We start from the raw sequence: 16,381 nt of genomic DNA on the forward strand, positions 1-16,381 counted from the left end.
CTGCGCTGCTTCGCCCAGGTCGTCGGGGACCGTGCCTTCGACACCGTCGAATACGTCGAGCAGGACTGGACCGCCGAGCAGTGGACCCAGGGCGGCCCCACCTCCGTCGCCGCCCCCGGCGTGCTCACCGACTTCGGCCAGTGGAGGGACCGCCCCCACCACCGCGTGCACTGGGCGGGCGCCGAGTTCTCCCCCTACTGGAACGGCTACATGGACGGCGCGGTCCGCTCCGGCCGCCACACCGCCACCGAACTCCTCCACCACCAGAACTGAGCGCAAGCGACATCCGAGAGGAAATCCCGCGATGAACAAGTACGTGGTCAGCGAGACCGCCGTCATCGACGCCCCCGTGACACGAGTCTGGGACGTCATCGCCCGCACCGACCGGTACGCCGAGTGGGTCGCCGGAGCCATCGAGGTCACCGACCACCACGGCGTCGCCACCATCGGCAAGACCTACTCCGAGCGCAACCGCACCCTCGGCCCGCTCAAGACCGACTCGGTCTGGACCGTCGAGGAGATCGTGCCCCTGAAGCGCCGCGTCGACACCGGCGTCGGATTCGCCCCGCTCCAGGACATCACCAACATCTTCGAGTTCCGCCCGGTCCAGACCGCCGACGGACAGGAGGCGACGGAGATGCTCTACCAGGTCGAATACAGCATCGGCCTCGGCCCGCTGGGCCAGCTCCTCGACTCCGTACAGCAGCCCGCGATGCGCGCCGGAATGCGCACCTCCATGGCCAACCTCAACACCCTGCTCCGTTCCGAGGCATCGAGGACCGCTCGCTGACAGACGGTGAATGCTCCTGGGCCGGCGGCCGGTCCGCCGGTCCAGCCGGCCGCCGCCCAGGAGCGGCCCTCATCATGTACCGACGATTTGTCGAGCGACCTGTTCGACAGACTGAGTCGGATAGGATCGCTTCATGGCTCATGTATCCGCGGCGGAGCGCCGCCCACAACTGATCAAGGCGGCCATCGGCCTCATGGCCAGGGAGGGCGTCGCCGCCGGCAGCACCCGTGCCATCGCCGCCGAGCTCGGCGTGGCCCAGGCGACCCTGCACTACACCTTCGGCACGAAGGAGGAGCTGTACCGGGCCGTCATGCAACAGCTCACGCACGACCTCGTCGACCAGGTGACACGGGCCGCGCCCACGGACGCGAGCTTCGAGGAAACCCTCGTCACGCTCGCCGAAGCACTCTGGCGTACCGTGCTCGAACAGCCCGCGTCGTATCAGCTGCTCACCGAGCTGAGCATGTTCGCCCTGCGTACGCCACACCTGAAGGAGGCTCTTCAGAGCCACCACGGCGAGATCCTGGCGGTGACGACGAAGCAGGTCGAGCAGGCCGCCGAACGCACCGGTCACCGGCTCGGCCAGCCCGCCGAGGCGATCGCGAGGTTCTTCCTGGCCGGCTTCGACGGACTGACGATGCAACACCTCTCCCTGCCGGACGAGGAAGCCGAGCGCGTCTGCCTGCGGTCCTTGGTCTCGGCCGTCCTGGCCATGGCCTGAAGTCGCTGTCGATCACGACGCCGCACGCGCTGTCCTTCTCGGAGATCCGCAGCCCTCAAACCGGCTGACCGGTTTAGGCGGTAATCGCGTCCGCTTGGGACCTCAGCCTCGTGGATGACCGCCCGCTTGCCAGGTACCACAACACCCCACAGACTCCGCGTACGAGTCCACGGCCGGGTCCACGCACGCGACGTGGAAGTGCAGCGCCAATGCAGGCCACGCCGGAATCGAGTGCGACGCGGTCAGCTCCCACGATGAGCGTGCCAGCAGTGGGCTGCGGGCTGGCCCAGACCCTGTCCGCAAGAAGGCTTGTGTCAGGTGGCGCAGGCGCACCTTGGGTGCACCTCGGCCACGCTTATGCCGTGCCTCGAGGAATCAGACGTGCCAAGAAGCCGAGCAGCTTCGTCATCGACGGCGACTGGCCGCACGCCGTGATGGAGCCGCATCGAGGTGCTCTCGTCGCACAGGCCATAGCCCGCAAGCTCGCTGAGGCGATGGCAGAGCGGGAGTCAGCGCCAACGCCCTCGCGAAGAGGAGCGGTGTCAATCGGCAGGCCATCACCAACGTGCTCAATGGCACGGTCTGGCCCGACATGTTGTCGTTCGTGGACCTGGAGGGTGCCCTGGGTGTCCTGCTCTGGCCCGACCATACGCAGTGGAGGATCCCCGAGCCAGGTCAGCCAGGGGACCAAGCCGCTCCCGAGGGGGAAACCTCCCGGCCGAGCCGTGAGGGGGGCTCCTGAGGTGCACGTCTATCCGCCGCAGGTGCCGAGGTCCTTCGCGCCGGGCTTCGGCGAGTGGGTGGTGTGCCACCCGGCAGCGGCCCGGTAGGGGTGGTGGACGGTGCGGAAACGGCGGCCATCCATGGGCGGACGGCTGTCTGTGAGCCCCGCGCCCGCACTCGCTCCACCGATGGCCAGGCGCGTGGGGTCGACGTCCGCGCGTCCCGCCCGCCAGGTGAGCGGTCTCCACAAGGGGAACCGGGTACAGCGGGCGGAACGGGAAGAAGACGCCGGAACCGTGCGCTGCGGCGGCTCCCGGCGGTTCCAGGTCCCGCCCCTGCGGTGTGCCAGTCCACCGAGGTGACTCCCGCACACCCCGGGCGCCGACAGGCCCGGAGGGGCGTTGAACGGGCCGTGGATTGCTCGCTGGCGTCCCGCGGTCGCCGCGGCTGATGTCGTTCTCCTCCGGCGGCGACCGCACCACGCCCCCGCTTTCACACCTGGACACCCCCCTCGAACAGCCGAGACGACGTGCCGGTGGCGGTAGCGAGCGACAGTCATCGGGTCGATCGCGTATACCCGGCGGCCAGAAGCCTGCAGACAGGTCACAAGGTGTCCACGAGAAGTCTCTATCGCGATCGGGATCGGGTCCTCAGGACTGTCACCGTGCTCGGCCAGCAAGGGAGCAGGTCCTGCAAGCCCGATGCGTCATCACCGATCCTGAGCTTGCCGAGCAGTCGAGCGTCCTGGTCGACCATGGCGACGTCGTGGTGATCCTCAGCCCGGTCGATTCCGCAGGTCAAGTACAACGGGCTCTCCTGCTGATCTTCCTGCTGCCGCGCTATCCGCGCGTCGATCAGGCCGCCCCAAGTACGAGAGCTCTGCACCAGCCCCGGCGGCAGGAGCCCAGCCGACGGCGGACCCGCCCGGAGCCGCCCGCCGCCGGCGCCTGACAACCCTCGGCGCAGCCATGACGCGGCGTGGCCGACGGTCTGTCGGAACGTCGGACGCCCGTACCGGCGCGAGCACCGCGCATCACCTCTGGCACCCGAAGGCACCGACTCATCAACGGCCCTGCCCGAGGTCGGCTGCTGGGAGGAGCAGGCGGAAGGTGCAGCCCTCGCCCGGGACGGTGTCGAGTTCGAGACGGCCGCCGTGGCCCTGGGCGATGGCCGCGGCGATGGCGAGGCCGAGGCCGCTCCCGCCGTGGCTGCGGGAACGGGCGGGGTCGGCCCGGTAGAAGCGCTCGAAGACGTGCTCGGCGTCGACGGGGGCGAGGCCCGGTCCTTCGTCCGCCACCTCGATCACGCTGACCGGGAGGCGCTCCGGGAGCGGCGGCGATGCGGAGGTGCGTCCCGGCCGGTCGGTGCCGCCGGTTCCGGGTCCGGTCTCTGTCGTGCCCACCCGTACGTGGACACGGGTGCCCGGCGGCGTGTGGATGCGGGCGTTGGACAGCAGGTTCTCCAGGATCTGGCCCAGTCGGCGCGGGTCGCCGACGGTCTCGGCCACGTCGAGTTCCTCGGTGCCGCCCGGATCTGCCGGAGTGGGCAGCGGGCCGAGGTCGACGGGGTGGGAGTGGCTGTGGACGGCGGCCGCGCTCACTGCGTCCGCCGCGAGCGAGAGCAGGTCGACCCGTTCTCTGCGGTAGGAGGGTTCGCGGTCCAGGGTGGCGAGCAGTTGGAGGTCGTCGACGAGCAGGCTCATGCGCTCCGCGTTCTGCGCGATGAACCGGTTGGCCTCCCGCAGCTCACGCTCCGGGCGCCGCTCCGGACGCAGCGCGAGCTGGGCGTACCCCTGGATGGTGGTGAGCGGAGTGCGCAGTTCGTGCCCGGCGTCCGCGATGAACCGGCGCAGCCGTGCCTCGGAGGTCTCGCGGGCCAGCAGGGCGGTCTGCAGTCTGTCGAGCATGGAGTTCAACACCCGGCCCAGTCGTCCGATCTCGGTGCGCGGGTCGGTGTGCGGCAGTCGCAGGTCGAGCCGGCCCGCGGTGATGTGCTGGGCAGTTCGTTCCGTCCTGGTCAGTGGCAGCAGCCCCAGCCTCACCACCGACCTGCCCAGGGCGAGCAGGCCGGCGATCGTGACAGCGAGCAGCACGGCGTTCAGCCACAGCAGCTTCGAGGTGGCGCCGTCGACGGTGTCGAGCGGCAGGGTGACCACCGCGCTCATGCCGTCCGGGCCAGGGCTGAGCAGTACCCGCCAGCGGCCGTCACCGCTGATGGCGGACACGGTTTCCGGGTGCCCGTCCCTCAGGTCGAGGTCCTGTGCCTGATCGGCCAGCCGAGGCCCCGGTTTTGCCTCCGTGCCGAGGGAGTTGTTCAGGCGATGCCCGGAGGAGTCGTAGAAGTAGACGTGGAAATCCGACGGCAGGGCGTCCAGGTGCTCGGTCGGCGCGGGGAAAGCATTCCGGAGGGCGTCGTGGAAGGTCGGGGTCGGGGGGTGGAACTCCACCAGCTGCTGGTCGACGCGATCGAGCAGCCAGGAGCGGAGCACCACGTAGCCGATGGCCTGGGAGGTCAGTACCGCCGCCGTGGCGAGGACGGTGACGCCGAGGATCAGTCGTTGTCGCAGTGAGCCGGGTGGCCGTGGCAGGCGGGGGATCACTGCTCCGGCGTTCCCTCGTGGTCGCGGGGCAGCCGCAGGCAGTAGCCGACGCCGCGCACGGTCTGGATGAGCGGCGGCTCGAAGGAGTCGATCTTCCTGCGCAGGTAGCGGACGTACGTCTCGATGATCCTGGCGTCACCGGCGAAGTCGTAGCTCCAGACGTGGTCGAGGATCTGGACCTTGCTCACCACCTGGCCGGCGTTGGACAGGAGGTAGGCCAGGAGCTTGAACTCGGTCGGGGAGAGGGCGATGTACTGTCCCGCGCGGTGCACCTCGTGAGCGCCCTCGTCGAGTTCGAGGTCGGCGTAGCGCAGGACGCTCGGTAGCGGGAGTGCCGCGTCCACCGGTGCCGTGCGGCGCAGGATGGCCTCGATACGCAGCAGCACCTCCTCGATGCTGAACGGTTTGGAGACGTAGTCGTCGCCGCCGACGCTCAGGCCCTGGATGCGGTCGTCGGTGCCGGTGCGGGCGGTCAGGAACAGGATCGGACATTCGTCCCCCGCCGCCCGCAGCCTGCGGGTCACCTCGAAGCCGTCCAGGTCGGGCAGCATCACGTCGAGCAGCACCAGGTGCGGTCGCAGGCGTTCGACCTCGACGAGGGCGGACTGTCCGGTGTCGGTGCTGCTCACCTCGTATCCGGTCAGGCGGAGCGTCGCCTCCAGCAGGGTGCGGATGCTGGGCTCGTCCTCGACCACGAGAAGCCGATGTCGCGGACGAGTCGTTGCGGACTGCTCGGTCATGACGTGATGCTGGTCCGTTCTCCCGGGTGGTCCCTGTTGCTCCGGCGTCGCCTACTTGGCAGTGCAGTCGTAGAGCACGTCGGCTCCTGCTCCGAAGCCCATCGCACTACCGCTGCTCGCCTTCGACGTCGTGCCGCCGTACGCCGATGCCGGAACCTGGGTGCAGTTGTCGGCGATCCAGTCGGAACGCTGCTTGCTGTAGTTGCGGGACCCGGTCATGCCCGGCCTGCCGCCGCTGTTCGTGTCGGAGCCCAGGACGTAGCGTAGTTCCCCGCTCTTCGTCCACTCCTTCAACTGGTCCACCGACGGCGCGTTGTCGCTGCCCGTGAAACCACCCATGCCGATGACGGTCTCGTCCGAGCCCAGGATGAAGGAGCTGGCGGCCATGGCACCGCCTTCGACGGAGAGCTTGATGCGGGCTTGAGGTGCGTGCTCCACGGCGTAGTCGAGGATCTTGCGCTGCTCGCTGGTGAGTTCCGCGCCGCCGCCGAAGCCACCGCGTCCGCTCGGGGCCATCCCGGAACCGCCGCCGGGAAATGACGGCATGTCGCTGTCTCCCGAGGTAGAGCCTCCGGACATGCCGGGCATGCCGGTCGCTCCCCCTGTGGGCATACCGGACGGCATACCTGACGGCATTCCCGAAGGAACATCGCCGGAGGAGGGCTGACCGGACTGCCCCGAAGGCGCGTCACCACCCGGGAAGCCCGACGGCATCCCCGACGGAAGGTCGCCGTCGTTCCCGCTCTGCCGGGGCATGCGGCCGCCCCCGCCGAAGCCGAACGTCGTCGGACCGGCCGTCGGGTTGGACCCGCCCATAGCGGATGTCGAGCCCGGTACGCTGACCGCCCACGCTCCCGGGGCCACCAGGACCGACGCGACGGCAGCACCCACGGCGACCGTCAGCAGCCGACCACGCCGCCGCGCGAGGAGCAGCAGGACGACCGCGGCGCAGCCGAGCAGCAGGACCGGCCACACCAGCCAGCCGTTCCAGTCGGAGTCACGGCGGACCAGTGCTACGGCCCAGACCGCGCTGACCACGACCGCGGCCACGCCCACCAGGGGCGCCCAGCGCACGCCGGCACGGTGGACACGGACCAGGGCGGCGGTCAGTCCGCCGCACAGGGCGGCGATCGCCGGAGCGAGCTGAGTGGTGTAGTAGGGGTGGAAGATGCCCTTCTGTGTCGAGTACACGGCCGCGCAGACCACCAGCCAGGTCCCCCACAGCAGCCAGCCGGAGGCCGGCAGCAGGGCGTCGGCGGACAGCATGCCGCGTCGGCGCATCACCACGCCGACCAGGGCGACGGCCAAGGCCAGTGCGCTGACCGGCAGCAGCCAGCTGATCTGGCCGCCCACCTGCGCGTTGAACAACCGGCCCAGGCCGGACGCGCCACCGAACCCGCCGCCGAACCCGCCCATGCTCTGGGACATTCCGTCGCTCGAGCCGAAGACCCGGCCCAGCCCGTTGTAGCCGACCACGAGATCCCAGGCCGAACCGTCCTTGCTGCCGCCGATGTAGGGGCGGTCGCCCGGCCACAGGGCGACCATGGCGACCCACCACAAGGAGGACGCCGCCAGGGTGGCCCCCGCGCCCAGCAGACTCCGCACTCGCGGTATCCAGGGGCCGCTTCCTCCCACGAGCCAGGCGAGGGTGAACGCGGGAATGACCATCCAGGCGGCGAGCATTTTGGTGAGGAATCCGCACCCGATCAGGAAGCCGCTCGCACACAGCCACCAGGTCGCGATCCTGCCCTCGGCCTGCAACGCGCGGGTGAGCGCGTACGCCGCGGACACCAGCAGCAGGACGAGCAGCGTGTCGGGGTTGTTGTCCCGGTTGATGGCCACGGTGATGGGCGTGAGAGTGAGCACCAGTGCGGCGACGAGCGCCGCCCCTTCGCCCGCCCAGCGCCGCACGGTGCGGTGCAGGACGAGGACCGCCGCCACGCCCTCGATCATCTGCGGCAGCACCAGCGCCCAGCCGTGCAACCCGAAGACCTTGCTGCTGACCACCTGCGGCCACAGCGCGGCCGGCGGCTTGTCGACCGTGATCACCCCGGCCGGGTCGAAGGAGCCGAAGAGGAAGTTGGTCCAGCTCTTCCCCATCGATTTCACGGCCGCGGAGTAGTAGCTGTTGGCCCATCCCAGAGAGCCCAGTGCCCAGCCGTACAGGACGGCCGCGAGCACGAGGATCGCTCCGAGTGCGGCCGGTGCCGCCCAGGCGGGCAGCGAGCGGACGAACGCAGGCGGATCGTCGGGTGTTGAGGCGGCCGTTACGGGCTTGAGGTGCGTGGGATTGCTCATGTAGGAAGTCGCTCTCGTCAACGGGTACGGCGGGGGGTGCTGGTGAAGACGGCCAGCCGCAGCACGGTGAATCGCACGCAGGTGACCGCGACGGATGCCGTGGCGAGGATCGCGGTCTCCGCGGCTGTCGAGGCCCCGGGGTCGATCGACTTGAACCACAGCACCGCGCCGGAGGTGACCAGGTAGCCCAGGACGAACAGGCCGCCGGCGCCCAGGTGCGCCCGCGCGGGCGGAGCCGTGGAGTACCGGAAGGTGAGGCGTCGGTTCGCCTCCGTGTTGAGGACGGTGAGGACGAGCAGCGAGACCAGGTTGGCGACAGCCGGGCTCCACCAACCGCGCAGCAGCCAGTACAGCAGCGCCTGCCCGGCCGTGGAGACGACACCGATCGCCAGGAAGCAGCCGACCTCCCAGGACAAGGCGCCACGTCGGGTGGCGGGTGCGAGGACCGCGTCGGGGTGCTCGGCGGCCGGTGCGGGGCGAGACGGTACGTCGACCCGGGCGCCGCCGGATGCCTTGAGCCGCCCCATCCGCCACAGTCCTCGCAGGTCGTCCGTGGCGGTGCCCACGATGTCCACCCTGGTGTCGACGTCCTCGACCCAGTCGACGGGGACCTCGTGGACACGCAGTCCGTTGTGCTCGGCGAGCAGCAGCAGCTCGGTGTCGAAGAACCACGCGTCGTCGCGGGTCACCTGCAGCAACGGCTTCAGCACCTCGGTGCGGGCGGCCTTGAATCCGCACTGGGCGTCGGTGAACCGGACGCCGTGCGTGAGCCGGATGATGCCGTTGTAGCAGCGGGAGATGAATTCACGGCGTGGGCCGCGCACCGTGCGCGACCCGGGTGCCAGCCGGGAACCGATGGCGAGGTCCGAGTGACCGCTGGCCAGGGGCGCAACCAGCGGAAGCAGCCCGTCGAGGCCGGTGGACAGGTCCACGTCCATGTACACGACGATGTCCGCGTCGCTGGCGCCCCAGACGGTGCGCAGGGCGAGCCCGCGGCCCTTGCGGTCGAGGTGCACGACGCCGACGCCCGGCAGTTCGTCGGCGAGGCGACGGGCGGTGGCGAGGGTGTCATCGGTGCTGGCGTTGTCGGCGACAGTGATCCGCCACGGAAAGGGGAAGTCCGTCGCCAGTCGGGCGTGGAGTGTGCGCAGGCAGCCGGGCAGGGCGCGTTCCTCGTTGTAGACCGGCACGACGATGTCGACCGTCGCGGTACCGGCATGTGCGTGAAGGGACCGCTCGACCTGCTGGAACGGGGCCAAGCGCTCCGGGCGGGCGGTGGTCTCGGTGAGGTGGGGGGTGGGAGTCATGGCTTCCTCAGGCGTGAGGGGACGGCAGACTGCGGCTCTGAGGCCCTGGTCCGGGCCGCGGCCTCACTGTTGCCGCCCTGCCTGTGGAGGCGGGGAAAAAATGCTGGGAACTGACGGGGAGTCAGATCTATGGCCGAAAGCGCTCCCACGGTTCACTGCGGACACGACCGCATCACGGAGTTCCTGAGTTCCCCGACACCCTTGATCTCGGTGACCATGTCCGCACCGGGGTACAGAAGGACCTCGGGTTCGCCAACGGTGCCGGGTCCGGCCGGTGTGCCCATCGTGATCAGGTCTCCGGGCAGCAGCGTGGTCACGGTGCTGACCTGGGCGATGACGGTGGCGACGTCGAAGATCAGCTGCGAGGTGTTCGCCTTCTGGCGGACCCGCCCGTCGATGACACAGCTCATCGTCAGACCGCGGCCGCCCATCGGCACGTCGTCGGTGGTGACCATGGCGGGTCCCACCAGGGTGACGTCCGTGGACAGTCCCACCGCGGGGGCGCTTCCCGAGTCGCACCGCGCGGCGACGCCGTTGACGACGGTGTAGCCCGCGACATGGCGCAGCGCCGTCCGGGCCGTGACTCCACGGGTCCGGCACCCGATCACCAGGCCCAACTCCACGCCCCAGTCCACGTTCCGTCCCTCGGCCGGCAGGCAGATGGCGTCGCGGGCACCGGCAACGCCTTGGCCGCCTTGCCGCACGGAGAACACCGGAACGGTGGGGAAGGAGGTGCCCGTCTCTCGTACCCGTGCGGCGTAGTTGGGTCCCACACGAACGATCTTGCTCGGCCGGGTGATGAGGGGCGCGTAGGAGATGTCGTCCAGCCGGTGGCGTTCACCGGTTTCCTCAGCGGCTCGTTCCCGCCAGTCCTCGCCGGAGGCGATCAGCGCCCCGACGTCCGGGTAGGGCAGCACCACGCAGTGCTTCTTCTGCAGACGTGCGGCGGCTGTACGGCCGTGTCCCAGTCGTACGGTGCTGAGCTTCACCGGTGGCACTCCTTTTGGTAGCGATGCGGCCCTATACGCAGGTGTGGGGAGCCGGGGCAGCCGTCGCTGCAACGGCGGGCTGATACGGCAGGAGCAGACGGAATGTGCAGCCTTCACCTGGCCTGGCCTCGAGTTCCAGACGTCCGCCGTTGGCCTCCGCGGCGCCGACGGCGATCGCAAGCCCCAGGCCGGACCCCGCTGCCGCGGCCCGCTCGGCCGAATCGGCGCGGTAGAACCGCTCGAACACCCGCCGCGCGTGCGACTCGGTCAGGCCGGCCCCGTCATCGGCGACCTCGACGACACAGACCCGAGTGCCGGGTATGAGCGGAGCGTTGGCGCTGGTACGGCCCGGTCCCGTCGTGCCCGGCCCGTGTGGGCGGACTCGGAGAGTGCCGACGCGCACCTGGATGTGTGTCCCGGTCGGAGTGTGGACGCACGCGTTGGTGAGCAGATTCGACAGGATCTGCGCCAGCTGATGCGGGTCGCCGACGGCGTCGACGACGTCCAGCTCGTCCACGCGGGCGTCGTCCTCGGGGTCGGCGAGAGTGCCGAGGCCGATGCTGCGCCCGGGGTGTCGCACGGCGACGGCAGCGATACCGTCGGCCACGAGAGAGAGGAGGTCGACCGGTTGCCACCGCGTCGCGGGGACCTCACCGAGCCTGGCCAGTTGGGACAGGCTCTCGATGAGACGGCTCATCCGGTCGGCGTTCCGCACGATCAGCTGCTGCGCCTCCTGGCGTCGTTCCAGGCTCATCTCCGGCTCCTGCACCAGGAGTTCGGCGAAGCCCTGCAGAGACGTGAGGGGAGTTCGCAGTTCATGGCCGGCGTCCGCCAGGAAGTGGCGCAGCCGTTGCTCCGACGCCTCGGTGCGACGCAGCGCGGTGCGCAGCCGGTCGAGCATCGTGTTCAGGGCATGGCTGAGGTGGCCGACCTCGGTGACCGCATGCCGGTCCGGAACGCTCAGTTCCAACTCACCTTCGGCGATGCGCCTGGCAGTGCGCTCGACGCCGACCAGCGGCCGCAGTCCCAGCCGCACGGCGAGGGTGCCGAAGAGGACGACCCCCGCTGCGACGGCCACCCCGATAGCGAGGCTGAACCACAGCATTCGGGAGGTCGCCTCGTCCACCTCCTTCAGAGGCAGCGCCACCACGACCCGGGTGCCGTCGGTGCCGGACCGGGCGATCACCCGCCAGGTGCTGCCGCCGTCGGTCGCGGCGACCGTGGCGGGGCGGCCGTTCTTGAGGCCGAGTTCCGCCTCCGCCTTCGGGAGTCGCGGCCCGGCACTGCCCCCGTCGCCGCTCAGCGACATGGCAATCCGGTGGCCGCCTCTGTCGTAGAAGTACACCCGGTAGTCCGAAGGGAGGCTGCCCGTCCTGCCGGGCGCCCCTGACGCCGTCCGGCCGTCGGCCACGTCCTTGTAAAGCTGGGGCACCGGCTGGAAACGGGTCAGTCGCCGGTCGACCTGGTCCGTCAGCCAGGAGTGGAGCAGGGCGAGTCCTGCCGCCTGACAGAGCAGAACCGCCGAGGTGGCCAGCAGCGTGACGCCGAGCACCAGGCGGGCTCGCAGCGAGCGCGGTCTCAGCCGGCGCAGCCACCGCCTCACAGCGCCGCCGCCCCCGGTCCGGGGCGCGCGGCCCGCAGGCAGTAGCCGACACCGCGGACCGTCTGGATGAGCTGGGGCTCGAACCGGTCTATCTTGCGCCGCAGGTTGCGTACGTAGGTGTCGACGATGCGGGCGTCACCGGCGAAGTCGTAGTGCCAGACCTCGGACAGGATCTGCTTCTTGCCCACCACGCGTTCTGGCTGCGCAAGCAGGCAGACCAGGAGCCGGAACTCGGTGGGCGACAGCTGGATGGGCAGCCCGGCCCGGCGCACCTCGTGGGTCTGCTGGTCCAGCACCAGATCCGCGTACCGCAGCGGCGGCCTCCTGGTCCCTCCGCCCGGTGGCATGTCACTGCGCCGCAGGATGGCACGGATGCGCAGCAGCACCTCCTGCACGTGGAACGGCTTGGTGACGTAGTCGTCGCCGCCGGAGCTGAGGCCGATGATGCGGTCCTCGACGTCTGTGCGCGCCGTCAGGAACAGCACCGGCGTATAGACGCCCTCAGCCCGCAGATGACGGGTCACCGCGAAGCCGTCGATGTCCGGAAGGCCGACGTCCAGCACGATCAGGTCGGGTTGGCCGCGACCGGCCTCGAACATGGCGGTCTGGCCTGTGTCGGCGGTGCTCACGGAGTAGCCGGCGGCGTGCAGGGCGGAAGTGAGCAAGGTGCGGATGCTGGGGTCGTCCTCGACGACGAGCACATTGTGTTGGGGTGGCGCGGGCGCCGACGGCACGACGGGCATGGACCTTCCTTCGCTGGTGAGGCGTTCGCGGTGCGCCGAACGCCCGGACGGCGCCCCATGGGGGACTGCCGTCCGGGCACCGGGGATCAGCCGGTCACCTCCTTGTTCTTGGCCAGCGCCGCGGTACGCTCGGTGACCGTCTTTCGCAGCTTCTCGACGGCTGAGTCCAGCTCCTTGCCGTCGGCACCGGCCTTCCCCGCCTGTTCGGCGATGGCGTTCAGCGCCTTCAGTGCGGTCCCGGAGCCGTAGAACTTCTGGTACAGCTCCTTGTACGCCTTCTTGTAGAGGGGATCGAAGGTGTCCGAGTCCAGGAAGCGCTCCTTCAGCGGGTGGCCGATCATGCCGGCGAACCCACCGCCTTCGCCCTCACCGCCCTGACCGTCTTGGCCGTTCTGACCGCCCGGCAGACCGGAAGGCATTCCGGACGGCATGCCTTCCGGCAGATTCTCGGGCATCCCCGAAGGCATCCCCGAAGGCATTCCTTCAGGCATTCCTTCAGGCATTCCTTCGGGCATTCCTGACGGCATCCCGGAGGGCATGTTCTGCGCGGCTTGGCCACCTGTGCCCTGGCCGCCCTGGCTGCTCTGCCCAGTGGCACCTCCAGCGCCACCACCGAAGGCACCGCCCATGCCCGTGTCGTCGTCCGGGCCCGAGGTCGCATCGCCGGTGAAGGTGAAGTTGTAGTCCCATCCCAGGACCGAGAACTTCTTGGTGTCCAGGTCGTACCACAGCAGGTAGTTCTTGCCGGGTCCGGCCATGTCGTCGAAGTTCATGAGCAGGTTCTGCGCGGCGAGGTACGTCGCCAGGGACTCGACGTCCACGTGCTGGTCGAGTTCCTTCTCGAACTCCTCGTCCGACGCCTCGTTCGCCCACTTGATGAGCTTCATGACCGGCTCCAGGTCCTGACTGCCCACCTTGTTGAGCTGCTCGAACGACTCCTCGTAGTCGGTCGGGTCGTCGCCCTTGTACTCGAAGCTGCCGCCGGCCCGCGCCTTGTAGAGCACGCCGTTGCCGTCAGCGATGGACTCCGCGTAATCCGTGTCCGGGCTCTCGACCATCAACCGGGTGGCGACCGGGCGGGTGTTGACCTGTACCGACGTGAAGGCGTACCGCTCGTTCTTCTGATCGGTGGTGTCCGTCAGGCTCAGCGCGAGGGCCTCGTTCACCGGGACCTGGCCGTTGCTTCCGGGGCGCAGCGAGATCTCACGCTCGCCCTGATAGGCGCGGCCCTCGACGAACTCGTCGATCTTGATGAGCCAGGGCAGTTCCTCGGGTTTCTTGTCGGACAGGTTGTACTGCGTGATCCCGCCCCCCATGCCACCGGCCCCGCCGGGACCGCGGCCATTGGCCTGGCCGCGGTCCCGGCCCCCGGTTGCGCCGTCCTGCTGCGCCTCCGGGGCGCCCTGCTCGGCGCCTTCGGGCATGGTCCGGCCGCCACCGGGCATGCCCTGGCCGCTTCCGCGCAGGGACAACAGTGTGGAGTTGCCCTTGAGGCGGATTCCGACGTCCTCGAGGTAGACCCCGTCGATGGTGAGGTCGGCCTCGATGTAGTCCTTGGTCCCGTCCTCGCGGAACTCCTTCATCATCTTGGTGAAGTCGGTCTGGTCGTACTCCAGTTGGATGGAGTGGGAGACCGAGGTGTCGTACAGGTCGACCGTGCCCTCGACGTTCTGCGTGATGGCGTCCGCCTCCACGCGGGAGGAGGAGGTGACGTACGGCGAGATTCGGGCGTCGCCGAAGAAGTAGACCATCACCACCAGTCCCGCGCAGAGGGCGCCGGCCGGCTTCCAGTGGTGCCGCAGCCGTACGGGGATCCGGTCGCGGAGCCGCCGCGGCCTGCGCCGGGGAGCCGCCTCGCTGCCGCCGGCCATCACAGGTCGGTCGAGTCGTAACCGGTCAGCACGGTCACCCGCTGGCCCGATGTCCGCTCCTGCAGCGCGGCCACCAGGTCGCCGGGCTCGGTGCCCTTCTTCATGCGCACCGTGTAGAACACCTCGGTCAGCGCGCCGCCGCGGATCGTCTCGGTGCTCACCAGCTCGAACTCCGTGGTGTACCGGATGAGGACGTCACGAATGGCCGAGGTGTAGTCCTCGCCCGCGGGGACCTGGACCTTGACGACCTGGCGCTGGACGCTCAGGGCGAACCAGTTGAACTTGAACATCACGACGACGACCACGCAGATCACCACGGCCGCGACGGCGGCGAGGGTGTAGAAGCGGGCACCGCAGGCCATGCCGATGGCCATAGCCAGGAAGACGAAGCCGACGTCCCTGGTCTCCTTGATGGCGTTCCGGAACCGGATCACCGACAACGCGCCGACCAACGAGAAGGCCCGTGCCAGGTTCGATCCGACCACCAGCATGATCAGGGCGACGACCATCCCGACGATGATGAGCGTCTGGACGTAGGACTGGCTGTAGGAGACGTTGCGGTGCGTGTACCGGTACACGTGGCCGATCAACGTGCTCAGAATGAACGACAGCGCCATGGCGACGACGACGTCGGTAACGCTGAACGTACCGCTGAGTTCCTGCAGATCGAAGTTCACTGTGCTCCTGCTTTCAAGGGCGCTTCGTGCGCCGAATACGTGTGCGGCGGCTGGTGGTCCGCCTCGTGGATGTGGAACACGGACCGGGGTGCCAGGCCGAACGCCTCGATGGACTGCACGTACTTGGAGACCCGGATCAGGTTGAGGTTCCGACGCGCCGCGAGGTCCGTGATCCAGTACGGCGTGCGCTCGTTGACCTTGATCTCCATCACCGACAGGTGCGGCGGGATGGTGAACCGGTTCTCGGGGGTCGGTGTCCCGAAGTGGAAGTCCCGGTCCCGGCCACGGATGCGCCGGTCGAAGGTCACCCGCAGTCCGGTGTCCGCGTCTCGGCCGACCAGGGCCTCGCGCTGGTAGCCGGTGATCGCGGTGGGTTGGAGATTCAGCCGTACGACGAGTTCGAGCACCTCCTGGATGAAGGCGCTTTCCTTGGCGGAATGCTCCACCATCTCCCGGCCGTCGCACAGCCGGCGGGCGACGCCGTACGGAAGGGTGATGCGGCGCTTCTGTGTGACCCGGTTGACGCGCTGCTTGATCTCCACGCACACCGGGGACTCGTCGGTCACCCCGTCCAGGTTCCCGTAGTGGCGGATGCGCAGCTTTCGCCGGAACTTCAGGCCCTCGATCTTCTCCCAGTAGAACCGCAGCTGCGGGGTGTCGTAGTACAGGCTCCACACGCCGTACCCGCCGACCGGGCTGTTCAGATCGCGGTCCATCCGCTCGGCCAGCTCGTCCCGGATCTCGGCCGCCTCCTCGACCGGTACGAGGTACTTGAGCTCGAACCGGTTGAACGAGTGCAGCCTGCTGGCCACGTGCAACGGCTGCTCCTCTGCCGGGCGCTGCTCCTCCCCCCGGCTCTCGGGTTTCCGCCACGTGGTCACCGGTAGTGCCACCATGCGCCTCCTTCGTCGTACGGCCCGATCGGGCGACGCAGGACACAAAACCGGTGGGATGTGAGAAGCAGCTGAGAATTGCGAGGTAATTCCAGGAGTACTCAAGATGGCCAATGGATGAACTGCGCGCGTTGACGCGGCGTCCTCACGGTCCGGGACAGCTCTGGTCGGTTTTGGTGGATGATCCGTAGGGCGGCGGCGCTGACCACCCGCAGTGCGGTGGGCCGACCCAGCGACGGCCGGTATCGGTCTCGGGTGCCCAGGGGGTTGATGCCGGCGGGCAGTTCGGGGCCGGCTTCGGTCACGTCCCTCTCAGGACACCGTTGGCGAATTCGGCGGTGGTCGCCAAATGACCTTGGCCGTATCCGCGTGTCCTACTCCGCCACCCACTCCCGCCACCGATGGCCGCGCCGTCTGGGTCCGGCCA

Annotated in this window: 14 protein-coding genes and 1 pseudogene; 4 read left to right on the plus strand and 11 right to left on the minus strand. The window is 69.2% G+C overall.

The annotated features are described in order from the left end of the window. The 4 genes from M8J73_RS34720 to M8J73_RS34735 form a co-directional block, all read left to right on the plus strand. On the plus strand, positions 1-273 hold a 273-nt coding region (locus M8J73_RS34720; RefSeq protein ID WP_249829498.1), incomplete at its 5' end, for an FAD-dependent oxidoreductase. Between the two features lie 31 nt (positions 274-304). After that, a complete protein-coding gene (locus M8J73_RS34725; protein WP_249829499.1) occupies positions 305-790 on the plus strand; it encodes an SRPBCC family protein in 486 nt (161 codons plus the stop codon). Positions 791-923: 133 nt separating this feature from the next. Further along, positions 924-1,511, plus strand: a complete 588-nt coding sequence (locus M8J73_RS34730; protein ID WP_055539685.1) for a TetR/AcrR family transcriptional regulator — start codon at positions 924-926, stop codon at positions 1,509-1,511. A gap of 556 nt (positions 1,512-2,067) precedes the next feature. After that, entirely contained in the window at positions 2,068-2,253 is a 186-nt protein-coding gene (locus M8J73_RS34735) for a hypothetical protein (protein ID WP_229913984.1), read from the plus strand. A 501-nt stretch (positions 2,254-2,754) separates the two neighbouring features. Here the strand turns inward: M8J73_RS34735 and M8J73_RS45620 are convergent. The 11 genes and pseudogenes from M8J73_RS45620 to M8J73_RS34790 form a co-directional block, all read right to left on the minus strand. Beyond that, a pseudogene (locus M8J73_RS45620) lies at positions 2,755-2,990 on the minus strand (IS110 family transposase); the annotation flags it as partial. A 307-nt stretch (positions 2,991-3,297) separates the two neighbouring features. Continuing rightward, positions 3,298-4,833 carry a sensor histidine kinase gene (locus M8J73_RS34745; RefSeq protein ID WP_249829500.1) on the minus strand — a complete coding sequence of 512 codons (1,536 nt, stop codon included), beginning with the start codon at positions 4,831-4,833 and terminating at the stop codon, positions 3,298-3,300. Continuing rightward, positions 4,830-5,573 (minus strand): response regulator transcription factor, encoded by a 744-nt coding sequence (locus M8J73_RS34750; protein ID WP_055539682.1) that lies wholly within the window; start codon positions 5,571-5,573, stop codon positions 4,830-4,832. Before M8J73_RS34750 ends, M8J73_RS34745 begins: the two co-directional genes overlap by 4 nt. 51 nt (positions 5,574-5,624) lie before the next feature. Beyond that, on the minus strand, positions 5,625-7,871 hold the full coding sequence (locus tag M8J73_RS34755) for an ArnT family glycosyltransferase (RefSeq protein ID WP_055539681.1): 2,247 nt from the start codon (positions 7,869-7,871) through the stop codon (positions 5,625-5,627). 17 nt (positions 7,872-7,888) lie between these two features. Continuing rightward, entirely contained in the window at positions 7,889-9,178 is a 1,290-nt protein-coding gene (locus M8J73_RS34760; protein ID WP_079054937.1) for a bifunctional glycosyltransferase family 2/GtrA family protein, read from the minus strand. 152 nt (positions 9,179-9,330) lie between these two features. Further along, positions 9,331-10,167: a fumarylacetoacetate hydrolase family protein gene (locus M8J73_RS34765; RefSeq protein WP_055539680.1), complete on the minus strand. Its 837-nt coding sequence runs from the start codon at positions 10,165-10,167 to the stop codon at positions 9,331-9,333. Between the two features lie 31 nt (positions 10,168-10,198). After that, positions 10,199-11,770, minus strand: coding sequence for a sensor histidine kinase (locus tag M8J73_RS34770; protein WP_055539679.1), 1,572 nt, complete (start codon positions 11,768-11,770; stop codon positions 10,199-10,201). Beyond that, a complete protein-coding gene (locus M8J73_RS34775; protein WP_055539678.1) occupies positions 11,767-12,513 on the minus strand; it encodes a response regulator transcription factor in 747 nt (248 codons plus the stop codon). Before M8J73_RS34775 ends, M8J73_RS34770 begins: the two co-directional genes overlap by 4 nt. Before the next feature lie 86 nt (positions 12,514-12,599). After that, positions 12,600-14,384: a CotH kinase family protein gene (locus M8J73_RS34780; RefSeq protein ID WP_055539677.1), complete on the minus strand. Its 1,785-nt coding sequence runs from the start codon at positions 14,382-14,384 to the stop codon at positions 12,600-12,602. Next, positions 14,384-15,061, minus strand: a complete 678-nt coding sequence (locus M8J73_RS34785) for a DUF4956 domain-containing protein (RefSeq protein WP_055539676.1) — start codon at positions 15,059-15,061, stop codon at positions 14,384-14,386. The genes M8J73_RS34780 and M8J73_RS34785 overlap by 1 nt, the downstream gene beginning before the upstream one ends. Then, a complete protein-coding gene (locus tag M8J73_RS34790; protein WP_055539686.1) occupies positions 15,058-15,873 on the minus strand; it encodes a polyphosphate polymerase domain-containing protein in 816 nt (271 codons plus the stop codon). Before M8J73_RS34790 ends, M8J73_RS34785 begins: the two co-directional genes overlap by 4 nt. Positions 15,874-16,381: the final 508 nt, after the last annotated feature.

The organism is Streptomyces neyagawaensis (genome assembly GCF_023516595.1).
Classification (GTDB): Bacteria; Actinomycetota; Actinomycetes; order Streptomycetales; family Streptomycetaceae; genus Streptomyces; species Streptomyces neyagawaensis.